This is a genomic window from Paracoccus sp. (in: a-proteobacteria), assembly GCF_047605025.1.
Taxonomy (GTDB): domain Bacteria; phylum Pseudomonadota; class Alphaproteobacteria; order Rhodobacterales; family Rhodobacteraceae; genus Paracoccus.
Window position 1 is genome coordinate 1 of record NZ_JASGGO010000030.1, and the last position, 23623, is coordinate 23623.

Sequence of the window (23623 nt, forward strand, 5' to 3'; positions counted from 1 at the left end):
CCAGTGAACCAATACGTGGCCGCGGCCGCAAGAAATTTAATGGGTCCCGAGCCTAGCGGTAAGCGAGCCAGGCGGTCAGGGATGGCTAGAAAGTTGGGGTGGGGAGGCGGACGGAAGGCTCTTTTTTCCGCCCCGCCTGAGCGAGCCTTCGGTGTTGCAAGAAGGCGTAGGCCATCATCGACATCAAGGCATGGCGGTGAAGTCCGGTCCAGGACCATCCTTCGAAGTGATCCAGCCCCAATTTTTCCTTGAGTTGCTGATGCGCCTGTTCGCAGATCCAGCACGCCTTGATCGCACCGGCGAGAGCCTTGATCGGGGTGTCGCCGGGCAGATTACCGTTGATCGGATGCTGGTCCACCTCAAACGGTCAGGCCGCCGCTTCATGGACGAGACCCGTGCGCCGGTCGTCGATCCCAAGGCGGGCAAGACCACCTCCGGGCGCTGACCCGCGACGCGGATGGGGCGGCGGCGATCCGCCCGCGGTTGTCTTCACCTATGCGCCTGGGCGCCATGCGATGGACATCCTGACAGGCTTCGAGGGTATCCTGCAGATCGACGGTTACACCGGCGGCGATGCCCTGGCCGAACCAAAGCGCGTGGGCGGCACGCCGCTGACGCTGGCCCATTGCTGGGCCCATTCCCGGGGCAGGCTGCATGACATCCATCAAAAGGACGGCTCCGAGATCGCCGCCGAAGACCTGCGCCGCATTGCCCGGATCTACAGGATCGAAGCCACCGTCCGGGGCCGCTCACCCCAAGCGCGCCTCGCCGCCCGCCAGGCGCGCCGCTGATTGCCGGCTTCCGCCTTTGGCCGAGCCACCGCGCAGTCGCATCTCGGTCAAGTCCCGCCTTGGCGAGAGGCCCGGCTACATCCATCGGCACCGGGATGGCCTGCAAATCCTTCTGACCGACGGCCGCGTCGGGATAGACACCAATCCGGTCGAAAACACCATCAGACGCATAACCCTCAACCGCAAAAACGCACTGTTTGCCGGTGATGACGAGGGCGGCCGAACCGGGGCGCGCATCGCCTCGCTGATCGAAACCTGCAAACTGAACGCCGTCGATCCCTCTGCCTGCCTGCGCGAAATACCGACCGCCATCGCCAACGGCCATCCCGCGTCGCGCATCGAAGATCTCATGCCTGGGGAATTCCAGAACCGTCAAGCCGAAAGCCCGACAGAGGTCACGCACCGCTTGCCCTGAAACCAATCGACCACGCGGCGCTCCTTATGGAGCAAGGCGATGAAGCGGCGCAGCGCCTTGATGTCGCATCCTGCATCGGCAACGACATGCCCGACGCCGACAAGGCCCGTGATCAGCCCTTCAGCCTGCGGGCTGTCGGCTCGATTGCCTGGCGTGATCCCGAACCGGAGCGGCAGGCCGGTGCTTCAGACTTGAGCTCCCATGCCCCGGTTCCCGCAGAAGGTCCCGCCGATGCCCTCCACACCAGCCACAGAACCGCATCCATGAACAGCCGCATGTCCGCACCATTGCGGCCCCGATCCCAGACTTGCCCGGAAGATGAGGCCCGATCCGGTCCTACTGCCCGCAAGTCAGCACTCGCCCGCTGAAGGTCAACTCCGCTGGCGATCTGGAAGCGGAACCTCGGGAACAAGGGCATCCGCGAATCTAGGCGTCCCCTAGCCGCGCCCCAGCGAACGCCAGGCCTCGCCCGCGGCCTCGTGTTCGGAGATGTCGCGGGTGACGGCGCCCGCGACGGCCTGCCAGGCGCCCTCCTCGATCTCCAGGCCCAGCACGCGGTCGGGATTGGTGGGGGGCGGCATCCGCACATGATCCAGCTTGCGAAAGCCGAAACGGCGGTAATACGGTTCGTCTCCGACCAGCATCACGCGGCTCCAGCCCTGCATCTCGGCCCGCCACAGCCCCTCCCGAATCAAGAGGCCCCCCAGGCCCTCGCCCTGGGCTGTCGGATGGACCGCGACGGGGCCCAGCAGCAGAACCGGCTGATCCGCGACCAGCACAGGCCAGAAGCGGATCGCGCCGACCATCACATCGCCCTTGTCGCGCAGCACCAGGCACAGGCCGGGAACCGGCGGCACCCCCTCGCGCAGCCGATAGGAACTTAGCGCGGTGCGGCCCGGCGCGAAGCACAGGTCCAGAAGCGCCTCGACCTCGGGCGTATCGACAGAGCGTTCGGGGCGAAGGGCATACATCCGGCCATCCAGCGAAACGGGGAGAGCAACAGCGCGCCCCCTAGCACGCATGCGCGGGCACGAAAACCGCCCAATCCGGCAGGCGGGCGAATTTCTTGGCCGGGCGCGCCGGAGGGCCGGACCGGGCCGCTTGACCTTGGCGCCATGGCCGGGCAGATCCTAGGGCCAAGCGGGCGGCGGATCGCGGCGCCCGGCAATCGGTTGCGAGGAAGCAGATGTTCTATCGACCCGAGGCCGGCCATGGCCTGCCCCACAACCCGCTGAATGCCATCGTCGCACCACGCCCCATCGGCTGGATCTCGACACGGGGGACGCTGGGCGACAATCTGGCGCCCTATTCCTTCTTCAACCTCACCGCCTATATGCCGCCGCAGGTGATGTTCGCCTCGACCAGTGCCAAGCCAGACCGGCCGGGCAGCAAGGACAGCGTGGCGCAGATCGCGGAAAGCCGGGTCTTCTGCGTCAATATCGCCGATGCGGCGCTGCGGACGCAGGTGAATGACAGTTCGGCCGCCCTGCCCGCCGGGATCAGCGAATTCGCCGCCGCCGGGATCGTGGCGGCGGAATGCCAGACCATCGACTGCCCGCGCGTGGCCGGCGCGGCCGCCGCCCTGGAATGCCGCATGACCCGCGTGATCCGGCTGGCGGGCCAGGCCAATATCATGGTCCTGGGCGTCGTCACCGGCATCCACCTGCGCCCCGACTGCCTGGCCGAGGGCCGCTTCCGGCCACCGCAAGGCTGGCTTTCCCGGCTGGGATACAGTGACTACGCCGCCACCACCGAAACCTTCGAGATGGAGCGCCCGCAATGACCGCCACGAAACGCGGGCGCGACAGCCGCACGGTGCGCGACTATATCCGCACCATCGTGGACTTCCCCAAGGAAGGCATCCTGTTTCGCGACGTGACCACGCTTTTCGCCGATGCGCGCGGCTTTCGCATGGCGGTGGACCAGCTTCTGAACCCCTATGCCGGCGAGGCAATCGACAAGGTCGTGGGCCTTGAGGCGCGGGGCTTCATCCTGGGCGGCGCGGTGGCGCATCAGCTTTCGGTGGGCTTCGTGCCGATCCGCAAAAAGGGCAAGCTGCCCGGCGCGGTCCTGTCCCAGGCCTATGCCCTGGAATATGGCGAGGCGGTGATGGAGATCCATGACGACGCGCTGCGCCCGGACGAGCGGGTGCTGATCGTCGACGACCTTCTGGCCACGGGCGGCACGGCCGCGGCGGCGATCAAGCTCTGCGAGCGGCTGGGCGCCAGGGTGATCGGCTGTGCCTTCGTCATCGATCTGCCTGGGCTCGGCGGGCGCGCGCTCCTCGAAGGAATGGGCCAGGAAGTCCACGCCCTGACCGAATTCGAAGGCGCCTGAGCGGCAGGCGCCTTGCAGGCGGCGCGCCGGCTCTTTAGGTGATGCGCATGGACCAGAAACCGCCCCTGACCCTCTACCTCGCGGCGCCGCGCGGCTTTTGCGCGGGCGTGGACCGCGCCATCAAGATCGTCGAGATGGCGCTTCAGAAATGGGGCGCCCCGGTCTATGTCCGCCACGAGATCGTCCATAACAAATTCGTCGTGGACAACCTGCGCGACAAGGGCGCGGTCTTCGTCGAGGAACTGGACGATGTGCCCTCCGACCGCCCGGTGATCTTCTCGGCCCATGGCGTGCCCAAATCCGTCCCGGCCGAGGCGCGGCGGCGCGAGATGGTCTATGTCGATGCCACCTGCCCCCTGGTCAGCAAGGTCCATGTGGAAGCCGAGCGCCACCATGCCGCCGGCCTGCAAATGGTCATGATCGGCCATGAGGGCCATCCCGAGGTGCTGGGCACCATGGGCCAGCTTCCCGAGGGCGAGGTGATCCTGGTCGAGACCGTGGCCGATGTCGCCCATGTCGCGCCCCGCGACCCCGCACGCCTGGCCTTCATCACCCAGACCACGCTCTCGGTCGATGATACGGCGGCGATCGTGGCGGCGCTGCAAGCGCGCTTTCCGGGCATCGTCGGCCCGGCCAAGGAAGATATCTGCTATGCGACGACCAATCGCCAGGCATCGGTCAAGGCGGTGGCGCCGCTGATCGACGCGCTGCTGGTGATCGGCGCGCCGAACAGCTCGAACTCCCGCCGCCTGGTCGAGGTGGGCCGCGCGGCGGGCTGCGCCTATTCCCAATTGGTGATGCGGGCCGATCAGATCGACTGGCGCGCCATGCAGGGCATCCGGGCGGTCGGTGTCACTGCGGGCGCCTCGGCCCCCGAGGTGCTGGTCAATGAGGTGATCGACGCCTTCCGCACCCGCTACGACCTCAGCGTGGAACTGATCGAGACCGCGCGCGAGAATGTCGAATTCAAGGTGCCCCGCGTGCTGCGCGAACCCGGCTGACCCCTTCCCGGCCCACCCTTTCAAGCGGCATCGCAAGGAAAGCCGCAAAGCGCCTCAGACCGGCCCCACGGAAACCATCGGCCTTCTTCGTTTCTCAAATACCCCAATCCGGCGCGCGCATTCCCGCGCGGCGCCGGCGATCCAGGCCGGACCGGGGCGACGCGGCGGGGTGCTGGCTCCTCTTCGGATTGGGGCCTATAGTCCCGGACGAGTTCATGGGGATGATCAGATGCGACTTTATTCGATGCCCTCGTCAGGCAACAGCTACAAGGTCCGGCTGCTGCTGGCTCTGCTGGGCCGGGATTGCGAACTGGTGGATGTGGAATATCAGACCGAGGCTCTGGACCGGGCCAAGGCCGAAGGGCGGTTGCCCTTCGGCAAGGCGCCGGTGCTTGAGCTTGAAGACGGGCGGCTTCTGCCCGAATCCAACGCGATCCTGTGCTGGCTGGGCGAAGGCTCCTCCTATATGCCCGAAGACGCGCTGGAGCGGGCCGAAATGCTGGCCTGGATGTTCTGGGAGCAGAACCAGCATGAGGGCGTGGTTGCCGTCCGCGCCGCGCTGCGCACCTACCCGCATCGCCGCGCGCAGGCCACGCCCGAACGCATGGCCGAGCTTCTGGAGCGGGGCCATGCGCTCTTGCAGGTGATCGAGGACCGGCTGTCGCGCTCGGACTGGCTAGCGGGCAACCGGGCCAGCCTGGCCGATCTCTGCCTTTACGCTTATACCCACACGGCGGGCAGCATCGGCGGCTTCCAGATGGACCGCTTTCCCCGCATCAATGCGTGGCTGGCGCGGATTGCCGCCCTGCCCGGCTATAAGGGATTGGACGAATGACTTTGCATCAGGGCCGCTTCGGCCCCTCGGGAAACGCGGCATGAGCACGCTTTTTGCCTGGACCGATGGCGCATGCAGCGGCAATCCCGGCCCCGGAGGCTGGGGCGTTCTCATGCGCGCCATGGACGGGGCCGAAATCCTGCGAGAGCGCGAGCTTTCCGGCGGCGAGGCCGACACCACCAACAACCGCATGGAATTGATGGCCGCGATCTCGGCGCTGGAGACCCTGACCAGGCCAAGCGCGATCACCGTCACCACCGACAGCGCCTATGTGAAAAACGGCGTGACGCAGTGGATCCATGGCTGGAAACGCAACGGCTGGCGCACCGCCGACAGAAAGCCGGTCAAGAATGCCGAATTGTGGCAGCGGCTGGACGCGGCGCAGGCGCGCCATCAGGTGCGCTGGGAATGGATCAAGGGCCATGCCGGCCATCCCGAGAACGAGCGTGCCGACGCCCTGGCCCGCGCCGGCATGGCACCCTACAAACCCCAGCGCGCCAGTGCCCAAAGCGGCATCTAGCTGTTTGCTCATCGTATCCGCTGGATTGGATCAAGGATGAATCTGTCCGGCCCTTGCGGATATATTCACGGGGCGTAAGGCCGCCGAGGGTCTTGAGCCTGCGGGCGCGGTGGGTGGTGCTGGCGCGTAACTCCCCGTGGCTTTCGTCACGAACGCGTTTGACGGTTGCCCGCTTGATCGTGCGGTTCATCGGTTCGGCACGCCCGCCGGCCCAGGGTGGTTGGGCTGGGTCAGGGCCTGCATCCCGCGCCATGGCGCCGCCGCGCCGCTGCTCTGTCTCGACCCGCCCTATTGGGAGCACGAGAGCGATTACGGCAAGGCCATGCTTGGGCGCGCCGACCTTCCCCGCCCGGCCAAGCCGCTGGCGGGGATCAAGGCCGCTGCATCCTGTCGCCGAACGATCCGCCCAGGACCTTAGCGGCCTGCGATCCGGCCGAAGGACGGGCCAGGCCGCCGATTTTGAACTGATCGCTCTCGGCATCTCGCAGCGTTCGGGGGTTCAGGCCGGGTTCCGGGACGGCGCGAAGGTCGAAACATGCGCCTTCTCGGGAAACTCGTATCTGCGGACGCAAGACGGCTTTTCTGGACAAAGCGGCGGCGTGTCTCGCCTGTAGCGTATCGCCGCCTCGGTGATGCCCGGCTGTATCAAGGATCTTTAACCCCAGCCCCGCAGTTTCCGGGCAACCTCATCCTTATCCTGCCCGATGCGTTCTGGTGGCGTTCAGGTTGTGGGGCGGATGCCGATTGGATGCGCGGTCCAAAATCCCGGATCGCTTACTTTCATCCCTTGGCTTGCAAGACCCGCCGGGATTGCTGGGTGCTGTATATAATTTTTAATATTATATATCAGTATATTATATACAATTCCTTGACCATTCCGCTTGTCCGGGCCTTGTTCGCGGGCAGCATGCATTTCGGCTGATGGCTGCCCAGCCGCAGGGTGCGCGCGCCGCTAGGACAGGCTCTCGGACCAGACGGCCATTTCGGTTCCACCCGGCTCGCGGAAATGGAAGCGTCTGCCGCCGGGAAAGTCGAAGATCGGGCGAGTGATCTGCCCCCCGGCCTGGATCACACGGTCCAGCGCCGCTTCCAGATCCGGGGCCTTCAGCACGACCAGCGGCGGCACAAGCGGCCCGGCGGCGATGCCGCCGCCGATTCCCGCATCGGCCAGTTCCTGATAATCGGGACCGTAATCGTTGAAGTTCCAGCCGAAGGCGCGGGAGAAGAAATCCTTGGTGGCGGAAAGGTCCGGGGAAGAGAATTCAAGATAGTCGATCCGCATGGCGCGCCCTTTTCGTTCCATATTTGTTCTAAATCAGAACGAGGTCTAGCGCAAGACCGGAGGCATGCCGGGGATGGGCGTCATGTTCTCGACCCCCATGCGCAGGCCAGCGCCGATGCGATGGGCCAGCGCGGACCAGCCCCGCGCGGCCTCGGGCGACAGGGTGCGGCGCAGGGTCTCGTCGAAAAGCATCAGCCAGTCGGGGAAATGCGCGGCACGGACATTGCCGGCGCGCAGATGCGCGCGCATCGGACTGCCTTCATAGCCGCGCTCGTGAAGGATGGCATTGCGCCAGAAGGCGGCGATCCGCGCCTCATGCGCGGGCCAGTCGGCGACATGTGCGGCGAAGATCGGACCCAGCACCTCGTGCCGGCGGATTGCGGCGTAGAAGACGGCGACGACGCGGTCGATCTGCTGGGGGGTGATGTCGAAGCGGGGCGGGATCATAGGCTTTGATATGGCGCGAATGCGGGCGAACGACAAGCGCGGCGCTTGCGGCGGGGGACGGCGGCACTTATAAGCCCGCGCATGTCCAGCTATTGCCGGGCCAGCGCAGGCCGGATCTTTCGAATTAGTCGCCCGGCGGCGTAGGCAAGCCCTCGCCGTCGGGTCACGCATGCCTGCACTATCACCGAAGGATTCCGCCAGATGAGCGATATGATCGACACCCCGACCGCGACGCCGGATTACCGCGACAGCGTCTTTCTGCCCCAGACCGATTTCCCGATGCGCGCCGGCCTGCCCCAGCGCGAGCCGGACTGGCTGGCCCGCTGGGAACGGCTGGGCGTCTATGACCGGCTGCGCGCGAAGCCTGGTCGCGCGCCCTTCATCCTGCATGACGGCCCGCCCTATGCGAACGGGCATCTGCATATCGGCCACGCGCTGAACAAGGTGCTGAAGGATTTCATCACCCGCAGCCAGCAGATGATGGGCCGCGACGCGCGCTATGTCCCCGGCTGGGACTGCCACGGCCTGCCGATCGAATGGAAGATCGAAGAGCAGTATCGCCAGAAGGGCCAGGACAAGGACGCGGTCGATGTGGTCGAGTTCCGCCGCGAATGCCGCGCCTTCGCCGAGGGCTGGGTCGAGATCCAGCGCGAGGAGTTCAAGCGCCTGGGCGTGATCGGCAAGTGGGAAGACCCGTATCTGACCATGGCCTACCATGCCGAGGCGGTGATCGCGGCCGAGTTCATGAAGCTGTTGATGAACGGCGCGCTGTATCAGGGCTCGAAGCCTGTCATGTGGTCCCCGGTCGAGAGGACCGCCCTGGCCGAGGCCGAGGTGGAGTATCACGACCATACCAGCCACACGATCTGGGTGCGGTTCCCCGTGCTGGCGTCGCGGGGTATTTGGGAAACGAAGAAGGACGCCAGCGTGGTGATCTGGACCACGACGCCCTGGACGATCCCGCAGAACCGCGCCGTGGCCTATAATCCGTCCATCGCCTATGGACTTTATCGCGTGGGCGAGGTGGCCGAGAACGCCTCGGCGAAGCCTGGCGAATTGCTGGTCTTGGCGGATGCCTTGGCCGAGGGCGTGATGGGGGCCGCCAAGGTCTTGGCCTTCGAGCGTGCCGGCGACGTTCCCGCCGCCGAGATGGAGGGCGTCCTGCTGGCCCATCCCTTCCGCGGCGTCGAGGGCGCGGCGGGCGAATGGGATTATGACGTCCCCCTGCTGCCCGGCGAACACGTCACCGAGGATGCCGGCACGGGCTTTGTCCATACCGCGCCCAGCCATGGCGACGACGACTATCAGCTGGGCCTGAAATTCGGCCTGCCGATGACCTATAATGTCGAGCCGGACGGCAGCTATCGCGCCGACCTGCCGATCTTTGGCGGCCAGGCGATCCTGACCTCCGAAGGCAAGGAAGGCCCGGCCAATGTCGGCGTGATCAAGCAGCTGGCCTGGGCCGGGGCGCTGCTGGCCAAGGGCAAGATCAAGCACTCCTATCCGCATAGCTGGCGATCCAAGGCGCCGCTGATCTATCGCAACACGCCGCAATGGTTCGCCGCCATCGACAAGGCGCTGGCGGACGGCATGGGCGAATATGGCGACACCATCCGCAGCCGCGCCCTGACCAGCATCGACAAATTGGTGCGCTGGACGCCGCAGACCGGGCGCAACCGACTGCATTCCATGGTCGAGAACCGGCCCGACTGGGTGCTGTCGCGCCAGCGCGCCTGGGGCGTGCCGTTGACCTGCTTCGTGAAGAAGGGCGCGCGGCCCGACGATGCCGGTTTCCTGCTGCGCGACCAGCGCGTCAACGACCGCATCATCGAAGCTTTCGAGAAGGACGGTGCAGACGTTTGGTATCACGAAGATTTCAAGGCGCGCATGCTTGAGGGCATCGCCGATCCCGAAGCTTACGTTCAGGTCATGGACGTGCTGGACGTGTGGTTCGACAGCGGCTCGACCCATGCCTTCGTGATCCGCGACCGTGCCGACGGCTCGCCCGACGGGATCGCGGACCTGTATCTGGAGGGCACCGACCAGCATCGGGGCTGGTTCCATTCCTCGCTGCTGCAAGCCTGCGCAACCAAGGGCCGCGCGCCCTACAAGGGCGTGCTGACGCATGGGTTCACCCTGGACGAAAAGGGCATGAAGATGTCCAAATCGCTGGGGAACACCGTGGCGCCCGCCGATGTGATCAAGGATTACGGTGCCGACATCCTGCGGCTTTGGGTGGCGCAATCGGATTACACCGCCGACCTGCGCATCGGGAAAGAAATCCTCAAGGGCACCGCCGACAGCTATCGCCGGCTGCGCAACACGCTGCGCTTCGTGCTGGGCAACCTGGACGGCTTCACCGAGGCCGAGGCGGTCGCCCCCGAGGCGATGCCGGAGCTGGAGCAATGGGTGCTGCACCGGCTGGCACAGATCGACCACCAGTTGCGCCGGGGCTATGACGCCTATGATTTCCAGGGCGTGTTCCAGGCCGTGTTCCAGTTCGCGACGGTGGATCTGTCGGCCTTTTATTTCGACATCCGCAAGGACGCGCTTTACTGCGATGCGCCGGACGGCCCGAACCGCCGGGCCGCGCGCACGGTGCTGGACATTCTGTTCCACCGGCTGGTGACCTGGCTGGCCCCGATCCTGCCCTTCACCATGGAGGATGTCTGGCTGAGCCGCTTCCCGTCCGAGGATGACAGCGTGCATCTGCACGACTTCCCGGTCACGCCGGCGGACTGGCTGAACGAGTCGCTGGCGCGGAAATGGGACGGTATCCGCCGCGCCCGCCGCGTGGTGACCGCCGCGCTGGAGATCAAGCGCAGCGACAAGACCATCGGTGCCAGCCTGGAGGCCGCGCCGGTGATCCATGTCGAGGAAAGCGAGGTTCTGGCGGCGCTGAAATCGGTGGATTTCGCCGATATCTGCATCACCTCGGGGCTGAGCCTGACCGCCGACCCGGCCCCGGCCGAGGCGTTCCGCCTGCCCGATGTGCCGGGCGTTGGTGTGGTCTTCGAGGCGGCCGAGGGCGAGAAATGCCAGCGCTGCTGGAAGATCCTGCCCGATGTCGGGACACATGCCCATCCCGGCACCTGCGCGCGCTGCGACGCGGTTCTGGGCTGACGGCAAGGCGGGGGTCTTCGTGCCCCCGCCCTTGATCCGAATGTAAAGCGGGCTTGACAAGCACGCGGGCGCCGCAAATGTAAAGCAGGCTTTACATGAAGGTCCCGATGAAGCGTTATCTGATCGACTTTCTCATCGGCATGGCGGTCTATGCCCTGCTGCTGGTGATCTCGCTGCGCCTGCTGGGCCGGGGCGTCGAGAACCCGGCGTTGTGCGTCGCGGTTTCGCTTTTACCGATGCTGGGCGGGCTGCTGGTCTGCCGGGCGGTCATCCGGCAGTTGCGTCGGATGGACGAATTGCAGCGCAAGATCCAGTTCGACGCCTTTGCGCTGGCCTTCACCGGCACGGCGCTGGCCACCTTCGGCTATGGCTTCCTGGAAAACGTCGGCGCGCCGAAACTGTCCATGTTCGCGGTCTGGCCGCTGATGGCGGCGTTGTGGGTGCTGGGCCTGATCGTCGCGCGACGGCGCGACGCATGAGGAACCGCATTCCCGACCTGCGCGCCGCGCGCGGCTGGTCGCAGGCCGAGCTGGCCCAGCGGCTGGAAGTCTCGCGCCAGACGGTGAACGCGCTGGAGCGGGGCCGCTATGACCCCAGCCTGCCGCTGGCTTTCCGGCTGGCCGCGATCTTCGACTGCCGGATCGAGGATATTTTTCAGCCCTGACCCCAAGCGGACAGACCGGGGAGCAAAGCCCCCCGCGCCTTACTCCATGAAGAAAGCGAAGCGGATGATGAACAGCGCGGCCACCACCCAGGTCGCAGCATGCACATCGCGCGCGCGGCCCGTCAGCAGCTTGATCAGCGCATAGCTGACGAAGCCGAAGGCCAGCCCATTGGCGATGGAATAGGTAAAGGGCATCATCAGCGCGGTCAGCACGGCGGGGGCGGCCTCGGTCACGTCTTCCCAGACGATCTCGGAAAGCTCGCGCACCATCAGGCAGGCGACGTAAAGCAGCGCCGGGGCCGTCGCATAGGCAGGGACCGAACCGGCCAGCGGGGCGAAGAACGTCGCCAGCAGGAACAGCCCCGCCACGACCAGCGCGGTCAGGCCCGTGCGGCCCCCCGCCTGCACGCCCGAGGCGCTTTCGGCATAGGCGGTCGTCGAACTGGTCCCCAGCATGGAGCCCGCCAGGATTGCGGTGGAATCCGCCATCAGCGCGCGCGACAGGCCCTTGTTCGCATGCGCCGGCCCATCGGTCAGCAGGCCCGCGCGCTTGGCGACGCCGATCAACGTGCCGGTGGCGTCGAAGACCTCGACTAGGACCATGACCAGGATGACGTGGAAAATCCCCGCCGTCAGCGCCCCCGCGACATCCAGTTGCAGGAAGGTGGGCGCCATCGAGGGCGGCATCGACACCAGCCCCCCGAAGGTGCTGGCGCCGATCGCGATCGAAATCACGGTGACGACCAGGATGCCGATCAGAATAGAGCCGCGCACCTTCCGCGCATCAAGCGCCGCGATGATGAAAAAGCCAAGCATGGCCAGCAGAGTCCCCGCCTGGGTCAGATCGCCCAGGCCCACCAGCGTCGCGGGGTTGTCGACCACGATGCCCGCGTTCTTCAGCGCGATCAGCCCCAGGAACATGCCGATCCCCGCCGCGATGGCCGAGCGCATGGAATGGGGGATCCCCGCGATCAGCCAGCGCCGGATGCCCGTCGCCGACAGGAACAGGAACACGATACCCGAGATGAACACCGCCCCCAGTGCCTGCTGCCAGGTGAACCCCAGCGTGCCGACGACCGTAAAAGCGAAGAATGCGTTCAGCCCCATGCCCGGCGCCATGCCGATGGGCCAATTCGCCCAAAGCGCCATGATCGCCGATCCCAGCGCCGCAGCCAGGCATGTGGCGACGAAGACCGCGCTGCGATCCATGCCGGTGGTTGACAGAATGTCCGGGTTCACGAAAATGATATAGGCCATGGTTAGGAATGTGGTGATCCCGGCGATCACCTCGGTCCTGACGCTGGTTCCATTGGCCGCCAGGCCAAACTGTTTCTCTAGCATTGATCCTCCCATTGGCGGATGGCCCGCCATGACGGGCAGACTATGTGGCCGGAGCTTCGGCACCTATGCAGGCTCCAGCGACAGAGTTTCAATGCTTTGTTAAGAAAACCTGATTATCAATTATTTTCGTGGTCTGTTTTTACAAATTCTTGCCTTGCCTCTGGCGGCGGCAGGCGCATGAGTGAACAGAGCGCGAAAAGAACAAAGGATGCAAGCGATGCGATACAGCCGCGACATGATCGGATATGGCGAGAATACGCCCGATCCCCAATGGCCCGGCGGAGCGAAGATCGCGGTCCAGATCGTGCTGAACTATGAAGAGGGCGGCGAGAACAGCATCGAACATGGCGATGCCGCGTCCGAAGCCTTCCTTTCAGAGATCATCGGCGCCCAGCCTTGGCCCGGCAAGCGCAACTGGAACATGGAATCCATCTATGACTATGGCGCGCGGGCCGGATTCTGGCGGCTCTGGCGCATGCTGAAGGACGTTCCGATCACCGTATATGGCATCGCGACCGCGCTTGAGCGCGCGCCCGAACAGGTGGCCGCGATGCAGGCCGCGAAATGGGAGATCGCGACCCATGGCCTGAAATGGATCGACTATCGCGACACCCCCTACGAGGTCGAGGCCGAGCATCTTGCCCGCGCCATCGAGTTGCACAGACAGATCACCGGCGAACGGCCGCGCGGCTTCTACCAGGGGCGCGCCTCGATGAACTCGGTGGCGCTGGGTTGCGAAGAGGGCGGGTTTGAATATCTCGCCGACAGCATCGCCGACGACCTGCCCTATTGGCATGTCCACAAGGGCAAGCCGCAACTGATGGTGCCCTATACGATGGACGCCAATGACATGCGCTTTTCCAGCGGCCAGGGCTTCGGCACCGGGGTCGAGTTCTTCGACTATCTGCGCGACAGCTTCGACGTGCTTTATGCCGAGGGGGTCGAGGGCGCGCCCAAGATGCTGTCGATCGGCCTGCATTGCCGCCTGGTGGGCCGTCCGGGCCGGGCCGTGGCGGTCCAGCGTTTCCTGGAACATGCCCGCGCGCATGAGGGCGTGTGGTTCGCGACCCGGCTCGACATCGCCCGGCACTGGGCCAGGACGCATCCTTTCCAGCCCCGGCTACGCCCGTCGCAGATGTCGCGCGAACTGTTCGTGAAAAGCTTCGGCAGCATCTACGAGCATTCGCCCTTTATCGCCGAGCGCGTCTGGGACGCCGAGATGGGGGCGATTCACGACACCGCCGGGGGTCTTGCCGCGCGCATGGCGCAGATCTTCCGCGCCGCCTCGGACGAAGAGCGGCTGGGCATTCTTCGCGCCCACCCCGACCTTGCGGGCAAGCTCGCCCTGGCCAAGCGTCTGACGGCGGAAAGCACTACCGAGCAGGCATCGGCTGGGCTGGACGCACTGACCGACGACGAGCGCGCCGCATTCGAGCGGCTGAACGGCGCCTATGTCGAAAAGCACGGCTTTCCCTTCATCATCGCCGTGCGCGACCATGACAAGGCGGGCATTCTTGCCGCCATGCAGGCGCGCGTGGCCAACGACACCCGGACCGAGCGCGACACAGCCGAGCGTCAGGTCATGCGCATCGCCGAATTGCGGTTGCGCGATGCATTGAAATGAGGTCTAGCCCGATGAAACACTTTCCGAAGGCGCCATCCATGGCAGGACCCACGTATGCCGGACCCGTCGCGGGGCTACCGCCCCAGACGAATCTCAGCACCGATACCGCTGTCTTTACCGATGCCTATGTGGTCATCCCCGCCTCGGCGATGCGCGACATCGTGACCAGCTTTCTGCCCGGCTGGACCGGCATGCGGATGTGGATGATCGCCCGCCCGCTAAGCGGGTTCGCCGAGACATTCAGCCAATACGTGGTCGAATTGCAACCCGGCGGCGGTTCGGCCAAGCCCGAGGAGGACGAGGGGGTGCAGGCGGTGCTCTTCGTGACCAACGGTGCGATCGAAGTCACCATCGAGGGTCAGGTGCATCGGCTTGAACCGGGCGGATTCGCCTATATCCCACCGGGCGCCGCCTGGTCGGTGACGAACGGAGCCGGGGTCTCGCGCTTTCACTGGTGGCGCAAGCGTTGGCAACCCGCTGCGGGAATCGGAAAACCCGACGTGCTGATCGCCAATGAACGCGACATTCCCCCAGCCTCGATGCCCGACACCGATGGCGCCTGGGCGACGACGCGCTTCGTGGATCCGACGGACCTGCGCCACGACATGCATGTCACCATCGTGACCCTGAAACCCGGCGGCACCATTCCCTTTGCCGAGACCCATGTGATGGAGCATGGCCTGTTCGTGATCGAGGGTAAGGCGATCTATCGCCTGAACCGCGACTGGATCGAGGTCGGGCCAGGGGATTTCATGTGGCTGCGCGCCTTCTGCCCGCAATGCTGCTATGCGGGGGGACCGGGGAATTTCCGCTATCTGCTTTACAAGGACGTGAACCGCCACGCGACTCTGTGGAAGTGATGCAAGGCGCGGGGGACTAAGTTCCCACGCGGAAGGTCCCTGAATCGGGAATGCCGTCTTTCATCACGTCGTGATTTCAGCGGATCGGGTCCGCTGGAATCCGCATGCCCCCGCCCCTGGCATCGGGCGTAAGTTCTTGATGCAATAGCCTCGGCCTGTCCGCGCAATGTCGCCTCTGGCACCACGTCATCGGCGCCATCGGACATGTCCGAAACCAGATCTCGCCCGCTTCGTTGCGCGGCCACGATCATGCTGGCATCCACAAGCAAACCCAGGAGAGATATTTTACGATCAATGGATGATATGTAATTTTATTGCATGTTGGGATGGCCAGATGTCCCCCCAACAAAGGGCGGCACGGGTTCCGGTCACATCCGGTTGGCCGATCCTCATCGCCCATATCTCATCCGGCAATACTTTGATTTCCAGCCCCACCCCAAAGGCAAACCGGCAGAAAAGGCGAAAAGCCAGCGGCTCGGCGTCAAGGGAAAGCCTTGTTTTCAGCGGGGACGGCCTGCCCTCTTGCTTATCCGCAAGGCAGTTCCTGCCAGCAGGACAAGGCAATGAAGTAGAAAATTTCTCAAGCCGCGCACTAAGATCGACATCACGCAATAGCAGGTGAGCACATGCAGGCCAATCCCACCAAGATGGTAGAGACCTTTGCACTGGTCGCGCAGCCCATGACCCGAGCCGACATTCCGCGCCTGCATGAGCTTTCTGTCAGCGTGGGCTGGATGCATCGCGCGCAAGACTGGGCGGCGATGCTGGAGCTTGGACATGGCCTGTTCGTGGTGGACGAGATCGGCCGCGCGGTCGCCTCGGCCATGTGGTTTCCGATGGGCGAGGATCTGGCCTCGGTCGGCATGGTCATCACCGTGCCGCGCCTACAGGAAAACGGCACCGGGCGCTGGCTTATGCGGCAGGTGCTGGCCCGGACCGGCGGACGCGAGCTGATCCTTTCCTCGACGCCGGCGGCCTATCGGCTGTATTGCTCGCTTGGGTTTCAGACGGGGCCGCAGATCTATCAGCACAACGGCTATGTCGCGGCGCAGCCGTCCCAGCCGGCGGCGGAGCCAGGCTTTCGCATCCGCCCGCTGTCGTCCCCCGGCGACGATACGGCGATCCGGGCGTTGGATGCCCTTGCCTTCACCGCGCCGCGTCGGGCGGTGCTGGATCATCTGCTGGCCGTGGCGGATGGCACCGTCCTGCTGCGCGGCGACCGGATCACGGGCTTTGCCCTTTGCCGCCGCTTCGGGCGTGGCCGTGTCATCGGCCCGGTCGTGGCCGATACCGAAGCCGAGGCGATGGCCCTGATCGCGCCGCATATTCGCGCCCATGCCGGCACCTTCCTGCGCATGGACACGCGCCAGCCCGAGGGGCCGCTGCGCGCATACCTGACCGCCTGCGGGCTGAAGCTGCATGAGGCCGGGACCTCGATGAACCTGGGCGCAAATCGCCTTGACCAGCGGAACCCGCGCATCTACGGGCTGGTCAGCCAGGCACTGGGCTAGGCTTACATCATCCCCATTTCGCCAAGATCGGTGCCATCGACCATCCGCTCATACCGGAAGGGGCGCGGATCGACCGAGGGGCGCACCCCCCGGATCAGTTCCGCCACCAGCCGCCCCGCAGCCGGGCCGATGCCGAAGCCGTGCCCGCTATGCCCGGCACTGACGAACAGCCCCGGATGCGAGGCGACCGGCCCGATCACCGCGATGGCGTCGGGGGTGCAATCGACCATGCCGCCCCAGGCTTGGGCGATCCTTGCCCCGGCGAGCGATGGAAAGGTCGTCGCCAGATCGGCCATGCCGCGTTTCAGCAGCCGGGCCTCGGGGGCAGGGTCCAGGATGCGGATGCGCTCGAAGGGCGACGGGCCATCGGCATTCCAGCGTTGCAGCGAATCCGGGCCGGTGAGGAAACTGGCGCCCAGGGCGTAGCTCAGCTTGGCGCGGCGTTTCAGGAAAGTCTTCCAGAACGGTCGCATCTGCATGATGCCGCGCGGCGTCAGGTGCAGCCGCCCGAAACCCGAGGTGCCGACCGTATAGCCGCCGTCCAGCCGCCGCCGGATGGTGATGTCCGGCGCCGAGAAGCCGCCCGCCGTCACCTCGGGCATGGGCGCGGTCGCGAATGAGGTGGACTGGATCGAGGCTTGCAGGAACGGCACGCCGTGGTGGCGCAGCAGCATCCCGGCCCAGGCCCCGCCCGCGACCAGAACCGCGTCGCAGCCGATCCGCCCGGCCTCGGTCAGCACGCCGCTGACCCGGCCGGCGGTGAACTCGATCTCGCGGACGGCGCAGGACTGGTGAACGGTCGCGCCGAGCCGGCGCGCGGCCTCGGCCATCAGGGGCGCGACCAGCGCCGGCTCGGCCCGGCCGTCGGTGGGCGCATGCACGCCCCCCTTCCAGCGCGGCCCGGCGGCGGGAACCATGGCGGCGATCTGCCGACCCGAGATCATCCGGCTGTCGACGCCATAGCCGCGCGCCATCCGGCCCCATTGCTCCCACTGCGCCAGATCGGCATCGCTGTCGCTGGCATAAATCAGCCCGCTGCGGCGAAAGCCGGTCTCGCCGCCCAGATCGTGATCCAGATCGCCCCAGATCCGCAGCGCGAGGATCGCCAGCGGCAGTTCCCGTTCGTCGCGGTTCTGCTGGCGGCACCAGCCCCAGTTGCGGCAGGATTGCTCGGCACCGATGCCGCCCTTTTCCAGCAGCGCCACCCGCAGCCCGGCCCGCGCCAGCTCCCATGCGGCGGCGGCGCCCGAGATGCCGCCGCCGACGACCGCCACATCGACGCGGGCGGGCAGTCGCGCATCCGATTGCACGGCCTGGACAAAGGGGGTCATGCCGCGTTTCCGCTTAGAAATCCGACACCTTGCCCCAGCTTCCCTGCCCGAAGCGCGAGGGGTGGTAGGGCGCGGGATCAAGGATGGGCGCGACGCCGCTGACCATATCGGCGATCATGTGGCCGGCGCCGGGACCGATCCCGAAACCATGGCCGCTGAAACCGGCGGCCAGAACCAGGCCCGGCACCTCGGTTTCGCCGATGGCGGGAACGCCGTCGGGGGTGCTGTCGATATAGCCCGCCCATTCGGCGGTCACCGGGATATCCGCGAGGCCGGGCAACAGGACGCGGGCGCGGGCCAGGGTTTCGCGGATCATCGCCGCGTCGGGGCGCGGGTCCAGGATGCGCATCCGCTCCATTGGCGTCGGCTGGTCCAGCCGCCAGCGCGCCAATGTCTCATGCCCCGAACGCCAACCTTCCAGCCCGCCGGGGCGCAGCACCCGCCAGCGCCGGGCGAACATCGGCAGGAAATGGCGCGCGAAACGGATCTGCTGCGGCGTCGGATCGACGCGGGCATTGCCCGAGACCGCCAGCGTATAACCGCCATCGCCGCGCCGGGTGACGGAAATCCGCGCGGTATGCAGCGCGTCCGGCCCCTCGGCCCCCGGCCCCACGGCCAGGATCGAGGAACGCACCGCCGATTGCGGGAAAACCACCCCATATTGCCGGCAGAAGGACGAGGCCCAGGCGCCCCCCGCCAGCACCACCATGCGGGTTCGGATCACGCCCTTTTCGGTGACGACGCCGGCGACGCGGCCGCCTTCCAGTTCCAGCCCGCGCGCGGCGCAGGACTGATGCACCGTGCCGCCATGCTTCATCACGCCAAGCGCGATCATCGGCGCGGCGCGCTGCGGATCGGCGATGCCGTCGCTGGGGGAAAACACGCCGCCCTTCCAGGGCTTGCCGGTGGCGCGGCCACGCTCGGCGGCATCAGCGGCGCTTAGCATATGCGTGACGACGCCCTGCCCGCGCGCGAAGTCGCGCCAGCGCGCCCAACCGGCGATCTCGGCCTCGTCATTGGACAGATACAAAAGGCCGCAGCGGCGGAAACCCACGCCTTCGCCCAGATCGGCGACCAGCCCGTCCCACAGGTCCAGACTTTTCGTGGCCATCGGCAATTCGCGCGCGTCGCGGTTCTGCTGGCGGCACCAGCCCCAGTTGCGGCTGGACTGCTCGGCGCCGATGCGGCCCTTTTCGACCAGCGCCACCCGGATGCCGCGCCGGGCCAGGTAATAGGCCGTGCAGGTGCCGACGATGCCGCCGCCGATGACGACCACATCGGCCTGTCGCGACACATCCCGAGTCGTTTCGATATGGTGCAGGGGCGCGGGCATGACGGTCTCCTTTCAGCCCAGATTAGCGGCAGGATCGGATGAAATCTGCCGCAATTCTTTAAAGCCGCAGCATTTCCTTTCGCAAGCTTGGCACCGGGCAGCGCCTTATGCCAGCTTGAATATCTGCGCGGCAAACCGCGCCAGCCCGTCGCCACCGATTGAGTTGGCGGCAGTTTCTGCTAGACTGCGTGGCAGACAGGAAAATGCGCGAAACGGGTGCCCGGTGAAGCTTGACCGCATAGATATCCGCATTCTGCACGAATTGCAGAAAAGCGGCCGCATCACCAATGTGGAACTGGCCGAACTGGTGCATCTGTCCCCCAGCCCCTGCCTGATGCGGGTCAAGAAGTTGCAGAAGGCCGGCTATATCACCGGCTATGCCGCCCAGATCGACGTTGCCCGGCTGGGACCGACCCTGACCGTATTCACCGAGATCACGCTGAAGAACCACCGCCAGATCGACTTCGCGCGCTTCCAGCAGACCATCGAGAAGGTCGAGGAAGCGATCGAATGCCACCTGATCTCGGGCGGCTATGATTACCTGGTCAAGTTCGTGACCGCCGGAATATCCGACTATCAGTCGATCATGGAGCGGCTGATCGACACCGAGGTCGGCATCGACAAGTATTTCAGCTTCGTCGTCATCAAGACGCCATTTTCCAAGCCCCACCTGCCGCTGCACAAGCTGTTCGGCCTTTAGCGGCGGGTGGCGCCGGATCCCGGCCCTGGATCAGCGCCGCGCGAGCGCCGCGGCGAATTCGGGATCGCGGGTCACGCCATCCAGCCAGCCCGGATCCAGCTTTGGAACCGAGGCGAACAGCAGCTTGGAATAGGGATGCTGCGCGCTTTCATGGATGCGGTCGGCGGGCAATTGCTCGACCTTGGCGCCGTTCAGCATCACCATCACCTCGTCGCAGATCGCCTGCACGGTGGACAGGTCATGGCTGATGAAGACATAGGACAGGTCCAACTCGCGTTGCAGTTCCTTCAGCAGCTCGATCACCGCCGCCGCCACCACCGTATCCAGCGCCGAGGTGATCTCGTCGCACAGGATCACCTCGGGATTGGCGGCCAGCGCGCGGGCCAGGTTGATGCGCTGCTTCTGGCCGCCAGACAGTTCTCCCGGCAGGCGGTGGCGCATGGTCGCGGGCAGGCGCACCATGTCCAGCAGCTCGGCGATCCGGGCATCGCGCGCGCGACCCTTGAGCCCGTGGTAGAAATCCAGCGGCCGGCCGATGATGTCGCCGACCGACCGCGCCGGATTCAGCGCGGTATCAGCAAGCTGGAACACGATCTGCAAGCGGCGCAACTGGTCCTTGCTGCGCTGGCGGGCCTCGCCCTCCAGCACCTGCCCGCCCAGCAGCACCTGCCCCATGGCCGGCGGCAGCAGCCCCGCCATCGCCCGCGCCAGGGTCGATTTGCCGCTGCCCGATTCCCCGATCACGCCAAGATTACGGCCCTTTTCCAGAACGCAACTGACATCGCGCAGAACCAGCTTATGCGGCATCCCCTTGGCATCGCGCGGACCATAGCCGGCCGTAACCTGCCGCACCTCAAGCGCGGGGACGGATGCCGCGGTCTCGGCCATGGCGGCAGAGGCATGGGGAACCGGATGAAAGGCCGCCAGCAGGTCGCGCGTATAGGGATGCCGCGCGTCGCTCAGGATCTGCGCGGTGGGGCCTTCCTCTTGCACCTGGCCGCCGCGCAGCACGACGATGCGGTCGGCGATCTGCGCCACCACGGCCAGGTCGTGGCTGACATAGACCCCGGCCATGCCGCCCGCCGCCATCACCGATTTGAAGGCGCGCAGCACCTCGATCTGGGTGGTCACGTCCAGCGCGGTGGTGGGCTCATCAAAGATCACCAGCTTCGGCCCGGCGATCAGCGCCATCGCCGCCGACAGCCGCTGCAACTGCCCGCCCGAGACCTGGTGCGGATAGCGTTGCCCGATATTTTCCGGGTCGGGCAGGGCCAGCGCGCGGAACAGTTCGACCGCCTTGGCGCGGGCCTGTTCCATCGGCATCACCTTGTGGATCTGGGCCACCTCGACCACCTGCTCCATCAGCCGCCTGGCGGGGTTGAAGGCGGCGGCGGCGCTTTGCGGGACATAGGCCACCTCGGTCCCGCGCATGGCGGCGCGTTCGCGCTCCGACAATCGCGCCATGTCCTTGCCGTCAACCACGACCGAGCCCGAGCGGATCGAGCAGCCCGGCCGGCAATGGCCCATCAGCGTCAGCGCGATGGTGGTCTTACCCGAGCCGGATTCGCCGATCAGGGCGACGATCTCGCCCTCGGCGATGTCGAAGCTGACACCCTTGATGATCTCGACATCACGCCCGGAATCGGTGATGGCGCCCAGCTTCAAGTCACGGATTTCAACGAAACTCGCCATCATTCGCTCCTGTCGCGGATACGCACGGGAAGGTTGTCGATCAGCAGATTGACCGAGATGGTCAGCGTGGCGATCGCGATCGAGGGCATGATGACCGCCGGCGCGCCAAAGGGCAGCCCGCCGATATTCTCGCGCACCAGCGAGCCCCAGTCGGCGTTGGGCGGCTGCACGCCAAGGCCAAGGAAGGACAGGCCCGACAGCAGCAGCACGATGAAGACGAAGCGCAGGCCCATATCGGTCAGCACCGGCCCAAGGATATTGGGCAGGATCTCCTGGCCGATCAGATAGGGCGTCCGCTCGCCCCGCGCGCGGGCCACGGTGACGAAATCCATCGTGTTGATGTTCACCGCCAGCGAACGGGCAAAGCGATAGGATCCCGGCGTATAGATCACCGCCAGCACGCCCACCAGAACCGGGATCGACGAGCCGATGCCGGCCACGACGACCAGCCCGAACAGCTTCGAGGGGATCGAGTTCAGCGCGTCAAGAAAGCGCGACAGGCATGTATCGAACCAGCCGCCCAGCACGGCGGCCGTCATGCCCAGCACCACCCCCATGAAGCAGGAAATCACCACGGCGGCCAGCGAGATGCCGACCGTATAGCGCGCGCCCATCAGGATGCGCGACAGCATGTCCCGGCCCAGATAGTCGCTGCCCAGCCAGAACTGCGAGGATATCGGCCCGAAATAGTCCATGTCAACGATCTCGCCCGGCGGATAGGGGGTAAGCCAGCCGCCGAACAGCGCGATGAAGACCCAGAACAGGATCACCAGCGCGGCGACGGCTCCGACCGCGTTGACGTGATAGCCGAACAGGCCGTTGGAATGGGATGTGCGAGCCGTCATTTGCGCAACCTCGGGTTCGAGATGATGGCGATGACATCGGCGATGGTGATCAGGACCAGATAGCCCAGGCAGAAGATCATCGCGCAGGTCTGAATCAGCGGCAGGTCGCGGGTGGCGACCGCATCGACCATCAGCTTGGCGATGCCGGGATAGTTGAACACCGTCTCGACGATGATGACGCCGCCCAGCAGATAGGACAGCGACAGCGCGACGGCGTTCACGATGGGGCCGATGGCGTTGGGCAGCGCGTGGCGCAGCACCATGCGCGGGCGCGACGCGCCCTTCAGCAGCGCCATTTCCACATAGGGCATCTTCAGGGTATCGACAACGGCGGCGCGGGTCATGCGGATCATCTGGGCCGAGATCACGAAGCTCAGCGTGATGACCGGCATCGCATAGGCTTTCAGCAGCCCCGCCAGCGTGGTCGTGTCGCCGGTGAAGGACAGCGCCGGCAACCAGCGCAGCCAGACCGCGAAGATCAGCACCGCCAGAGTGGCGATCATGAATTCCGGCACCGAGATCACACCCACGACCAGCGTGTTCACCGCGCGGTCATAGACGCTGCCGCGATACATCGCCGTGGTGATGCCCAGAAACAGCGCAAGCGGGACCGCGAACATCGTGGTCACCGCCGCGAGCTTCAGCGTATTGGCCAGCCGCCCGCCGATCAACTGGGCCACAGGCATGTTATTGGCATAGGACGTGCCCAGATCGCCCTGCAACAGCCCGCCCATCCAGCGCAGGAAGCGCAGGATCGCGGGATCGTTCAGATTCATGGCCTCGCGCAGGCCGGCCACGGCCTCGGGGGTCGCGGCCTGCCCCAGCAGGATCTGTGCAATATCGCCGGGCAACATCTCGGTCGCGGCGAAAACGATGAAGCTCACGATGATAAGCGTGACGACGGCGATGCCGAGCCGGCTAAGCACCAGTGAGACGACCTGGGAATTCATGTCAGCCTCCGTTGCAGGTGA

General features: G+C 65.9%; 23 protein-coding genes and 3 pseudogenes. 14 read left to right on the forward strand and 12 right to left on the reverse strand.

The window, feature by feature from the left end:
• Nucleotides 1–118 precede the first annotated feature (118 nt).
• Nucleotides 119–304: pseudogene (locus QM682_RS15340) on the reverse strand (IS701 family transposase); the annotation flags it as partial.
• A 211-nt stretch (nucleotides 305–515) separates the two neighbouring features.
• Here QM682_RS15340 and QM682_RS15345 point away from each other — a divergent pair.
• Nucleotides 516–791: an IS66 family transposase gene (locus QM682_RS15345; RefSeq protein WP_415131275.1), complete on the forward strand. Its 276-nt coding sequence runs from the start codon at nucleotides 516–518 to the stop codon at nucleotides 789–791.
• Nucleotides 792–807: 16 nt separating this feature from the next.
• A complete protein-coding gene (locus QM682_RS15350) occupies nucleotides 808–1206 on the forward strand; it encodes an IS66 family transposase (protein ID WP_415131277.1) in 399 nt (132 codons plus the stop codon).
• A 35-nt stretch (nucleotides 1207–1241) separates the two neighbouring features.
• Here QM682_RS15350 and QM682_RS15355 read toward each other — a convergent pair.
• Together QM682_RS15355 and QM682_RS15360 are read right to left on the reverse strand one after the other, a co-directional pair.
• Nucleotides 1242–1385: pseudogene (locus QM682_RS15355) on the reverse strand (IS5/IS1182 family transposase); the annotation flags it as partial.
• A gap of 258 nt (nucleotides 1386–1643) precedes the next feature.
• The gene (locus QM682_RS15360; protein ID WP_415131279.1) at nucleotides 1644–2177 is read right to left on the reverse strand and encodes a GNAT family N-acetyltransferase; all 534 of its coding nucleotides are present in this window, start codon (nucleotides 2175–2177) and stop codon (nucleotides 1644–1646) included.
• 215 nt (nucleotides 2178–2392) lie between these two features.
• Between QM682_RS15360 and QM682_RS15365 the strand changes: the two genes are divergently transcribed.
• The 5 genes from QM682_RS15365 (at nucleotide 2393) to rnhA (ending at nucleotide 5899) form a co-directional block, all read left to right on the forward strand.
• Entirely contained in the window at nucleotides 2393–2989 is a 597-nt protein-coding gene (locus QM682_RS15365; protein ID WP_415131281.1) for a flavin reductase family protein, read from the forward strand.
• Entirely contained in the window at nucleotides 2986–3543 is a 558-nt protein-coding gene (locus QM682_RS15370; protein WP_415131283.1) for an adenine phosphoribosyltransferase, read from the forward strand. Before QM682_RS15365 ends, QM682_RS15370 begins: the two co-directional genes overlap by 4 nt.
• Before the next feature lie 47 nt (nucleotides 3544–3590).
• Entirely contained in the window at nucleotides 3591–4544 is a 954-nt protein-coding gene (ispH, locus tag QM682_RS15375) for a 4-hydroxy-3-methylbut-2-enyl diphosphate reductase (protein WP_415131285.1), read from the forward strand.
• A 229-nt stretch (nucleotides 4545–4773) separates the two neighbouring features.
• Complete coding sequence (locus tag QM682_RS15380) at nucleotides 4774–5379, forward strand: glutathione S-transferase family protein (protein WP_415131287.1); 606 nt, start codon at nucleotides 4774–4776, stop codon at nucleotides 5377–5379.
• A 40-nt stretch (nucleotides 5380–5419) separates the two neighbouring features.
• Nucleotides 5420–5899, forward strand: a complete 480-nt coding sequence (rnhA, locus tag QM682_RS15385) for a ribonuclease HI (protein WP_415131289.1) — start codon at nucleotides 5420–5422, stop codon at nucleotides 5897–5899.
• A 58-nt stretch (nucleotides 5900–5957) separates the two neighbouring features.
• On the opposite strand, the pseudogene QM682_RS15390 reads toward rnhA, so the two are convergent.
• From QM682_RS15390 to QM682_RS15400, 3 genes and pseudogenes are all read right to left on the reverse strand, one after another.
• A pseudogene (locus QM682_RS15390) lies at nucleotides 5958–6116 on the reverse strand (IS481 family transposase); the annotation flags it as partial.
• A 735-nt stretch (nucleotides 6117–6851) separates the two neighbouring features.
• On the reverse strand, nucleotides 6852–7181 hold the full coding sequence (locus QM682_RS15395) for a VOC family protein (RefSeq protein WP_415131290.1): 330 nt from the start codon (nucleotides 7179–7181) through the stop codon (nucleotides 6852–6854).
• Nucleotides 7182–7226: 45 nt separating this feature from the next.
• Nucleotides 7227–7628 carry a group III truncated hemoglobin gene (locus QM682_RS15400; protein WP_415131291.1) on the reverse strand — a complete coding sequence of 134 codons (402 nt, stop codon included), beginning with the start codon at nucleotides 7626–7628 and terminating at the stop codon, nucleotides 7227–7229.
• Nucleotides 7629–7838: 210 nt separating this feature from the next.
• Here QM682_RS15400 and ileS point away from each other — a divergent pair, with 210 nt between their 5' ends.
• From ileS to QM682_RS15415, 3 genes are all read left to right on the forward strand, one after another.
• Complete coding sequence (gene ileS / locus QM682_RS15405) at nucleotides 7839–10751, forward strand: isoleucine--tRNA ligase (RefSeq protein WP_415131341.1); 2913 nt, start codon at nucleotides 7839–7841, stop codon at nucleotides 10749–10751.
• 107 nt (nucleotides 10752–10858) lie between these two features.
• Nucleotides 10859–11230: a hypothetical protein gene (locus QM682_RS15410; protein WP_415131293.1), complete on the forward strand. Its 372-nt coding sequence runs from the start codon at nucleotides 10859–10861 to the stop codon at nucleotides 11228–11230.
• On the forward strand, nucleotides 11227–11415 hold the full coding sequence (locus QM682_RS15415) for a helix-turn-helix transcriptional regulator (protein WP_415131294.1): 189 nt from the start codon (nucleotides 11227–11229) through the stop codon (nucleotides 11413–11415). The genes QM682_RS15410 and QM682_RS15415 overlap by 4 nt, the downstream gene beginning before the upstream one ends.
• A gap of 39 nt (nucleotides 11416–11454) precedes the next feature.
• On the opposite strand, the gene QM682_RS15420 is transcribed toward QM682_RS15415, so the two are convergent.
• Complete coding sequence (locus QM682_RS15420; RefSeq protein ID WP_415131295.1) at nucleotides 11455–12756, reverse strand: NCS2 family permease; 1302 nt, start codon at nucleotides 12754–12756, stop codon at nucleotides 11455–11457.
• Between the two features lie 217 nt (nucleotides 12757–12973).
• Between QM682_RS15420 and puuE the strand changes: the two genes are divergently transcribed.
• The 3 genes from puuE (at nucleotide 12974) to QM682_RS15435 (ending at nucleotide 16751) form a co-directional block, all read left to right on the forward strand.
• Nucleotides 12974–14380 carry an allantoinase PuuE gene (gene puuE / locus QM682_RS15425; RefSeq protein WP_415131296.1) on the forward strand — a complete coding sequence of 469 codons (1407 nt, stop codon included), beginning with the start codon at nucleotides 12974–12976 and terminating at the stop codon, nucleotides 14378–14380.
• A 38-nt stretch (nucleotides 14381–14418) separates the two neighbouring features.
• Complete coding sequence (locus QM682_RS15430; RefSeq protein ID WP_415131297.1) at nucleotides 14419–15240, forward strand: bifunctional allantoicase/(S)-ureidoglycine aminohydrolase; 822 nt, start codon at nucleotides 14419–14421, stop codon at nucleotides 15238–15240.
• Nucleotides 15241–15866: 626 nt separating this feature from the next.
• Nucleotides 15867–16751 carry an N-acetyltransferase gene (locus QM682_RS15435; RefSeq protein WP_415131298.1) on the forward strand — a complete coding sequence of 295 codons (885 nt, stop codon included), beginning with the start codon at nucleotides 15867–15869 and terminating at the stop codon, nucleotides 16749–16751.
• 2 nt (nucleotides 16752–16753) lie between these two features.
• On the opposite strand, the gene QM682_RS15440 is transcribed toward QM682_RS15435, so the two are convergent.
• Together QM682_RS15440 and QM682_RS15445 are read right to left on the reverse strand one after the other, a co-directional pair.
• A complete protein-coding gene (locus QM682_RS15440; RefSeq protein ID WP_415131299.1) occupies nucleotides 16754–18082 on the reverse strand; it encodes an NAD(P)/FAD-dependent oxidoreductase in 1329 nt (442 codons plus the stop codon).
• 13 nt (nucleotides 18083–18095) lie between these two features.
• Nucleotides 18096–19415, reverse strand: coding sequence for an NAD(P)/FAD-dependent oxidoreductase (locus QM682_RS15445; RefSeq protein ID WP_415131301.1), 1320 nt, complete (start codon nucleotides 19413–19415; stop codon nucleotides 18096–18098).
• A 223-nt stretch (nucleotides 19416–19638) separates the two neighbouring features.
• Between QM682_RS15445 and QM682_RS15450 the strand changes: the two genes are divergently transcribed.
• A complete protein-coding gene (locus QM682_RS15450; protein WP_415131302.1) occupies nucleotides 19639–20115 on the forward strand; it encodes an Lrp/AsnC family transcriptional regulator in 477 nt (158 codons plus the stop codon).
• 30 nt (nucleotides 20116–20145) lie between these two features.
• Here QM682_RS15450 and QM682_RS15455 read toward each other — a convergent pair whose 3' ends face one another.
• Genes QM682_RS15455 through QM682_RS15465 form a run of 3 tightly spaced genes read right to left on the reverse strand, consistent with a single transcriptional unit; the run spans nucleotide 20146 to nucleotide 23602 of the window.
• A complete protein-coding gene (locus tag QM682_RS15455) occupies nucleotides 20146–21807 on the reverse strand; it encodes an ABC transporter ATP-binding protein (RefSeq protein ID WP_415131303.1) in 1662 nt (553 codons plus the stop codon).
• Nucleotides 21807–22652 (reverse strand): ABC transporter permease, encoded by an 846-nt coding sequence (locus QM682_RS15460; RefSeq protein ID WP_415131304.1) that lies wholly within the window; start codon nucleotides 22650–22652, stop codon nucleotides 21807–21809. Before QM682_RS15460 ends, QM682_RS15455 begins: the two co-directional genes overlap by 1 nt.
• On the reverse strand, nucleotides 22649–23602 hold the full coding sequence (locus tag QM682_RS15465; protein WP_415131305.1) for an ABC transporter permease: 954 nt from the start codon (nucleotides 23600–23602) through the stop codon (nucleotides 22649–22651). Before QM682_RS15465 ends, QM682_RS15460 begins: the two co-directional genes overlap by 4 nt.
• Nucleotides 23603–23623: the final 21 nt, after the last annotated feature.

Bases quoted from the DNA above. Each gene is read 5' to 3' on its own strand.
- QM682_RS15345 (WP_415131275.1), top strand. From the start codon at position 516: ATGGACATCCTGACAGGCTTCGAGGGTATCCTGCAGATCGACGGTTAC.
- QM682_RS15360 (WP_415131279.1), bottom strand. From the start codon at position 2,177: ATGTATGCCCTTCGCCCCGAACGCTCTGTCGATACGCCCGAGGTCGAG.
- QM682_RS15365 (WP_415131281.1), top strand. From the start codon at position 2,393: ATGTTCTATCGACCCGAGGCCGGCCATGGCCTGCCCCACAACCCGCTG.
- QM682_RS15370 (WP_415131283.1), top strand. From the start codon at position 2,986: ATGACCGCCACGAAACGCGGGCGCGACAGCCGCACGGTGCGCGACTAT.
- ispH (WP_415131285.1), top strand. From the start codon at position 3,591: ATGGACCAGAAACCGCCCCTGACCCTCTACCTCGCGGCGCCGCGCGGC.
- QM682_RS15380 (WP_415131287.1), top strand. From the start codon at position 4,774: ATGCGACTTTATTCGATGCCCTCGTCAGGCAACAGCTACAAGGTCCGG.
- rnhA (WP_415131289.1), top strand. From the start codon at position 5,420: ATGAGCACGCTTTTTGCCTGGACCGATGGCGCATGCAGCGGCAATCCC.
- QM682_RS15395 (WP_415131290.1), bottom strand. From the start codon at position 7,181: ATGCGGATCGACTATCTTGAATTCTCTTCCCCGGACCTTTCCGCCACC.
- QM682_RS15400 (WP_415131291.1), bottom strand. From the start codon at position 7,628: ATGATCCCGCCCCGCTTCGACATCACCCCCCAGCAGATCGACCGCGTC.
- ileS (WP_415131341.1), top strand. From the start codon at position 7,839: ATGATCGACACCCCGACCGCGACGCCGGATTACCGCGACAGCGTCTTT.
- QM682_RS15410 (WP_415131293.1), top strand. From the start codon at position 10,859: ATGAAGCGTTATCTGATCGACTTTCTCATCGGCATGGCGGTCTATGCC.
- QM682_RS15415 (WP_415131294.1), top strand. From the start codon at position 11,227: ATGAGGAACCGCATTCCCGACCTGCGCGCCGCGCGCGGCTGGTCGCAG.
- QM682_RS15420 (WP_415131295.1), bottom strand. From the start codon at position 12,756: ATGCTAGAGAAACAGTTTGGCCTGGCGGCCAATGGAACCAGCGTCAGG.
- puuE (WP_415131296.1), top strand. From the start codon at position 12,974: ATGCGATACAGCCGCGACATGATCGGATATGGCGAGAATACGCCCGAT.
- QM682_RS15430 (WP_415131297.1), top strand. From the start codon at position 14,419: ATGGCAGGACCCACGTATGCCGGACCCGTCGCGGGGCTACCGCCCCAG.
- QM682_RS15435 (WP_415131298.1), top strand. From the start codon at position 15,867: ATGCAGGCCAATCCCACCAAGATGGTAGAGACCTTTGCACTGGTCGCG.
- QM682_RS15440 (WP_415131299.1), bottom strand. From the start codon at position 18,082: ATGACCCCCTTTGTCCAGGCCGTGCAATCGGATGCGCGACTGCCCGCC.
- QM682_RS15445 (WP_415131301.1), bottom strand. From the start codon at position 19,415: ATGCCCGCGCCCCTGCACCATATCGAAACGACTCGGGATGTGTCGCGA.
- QM682_RS15455 (WP_415131303.1), bottom strand. From the start codon at position 21,807: ATGGCGAGTTTCGTTGAAATCCGTGACTTGAAGCTGGGCGCCATCACC.
- QM682_RS15460 (WP_415131304.1), bottom strand. From the start codon at position 22,652: ATGACGGCTCGCACATCCCATTCCAACGGCCTGTTCGGCTATCACGTC.
- QM682_RS15465 (WP_415131305.1), bottom strand. From the start codon at position 23,602: ATGAATTCCCAGGTCGTCTCACTGGTGCTTAGCCGGCTCGGCATCGCC.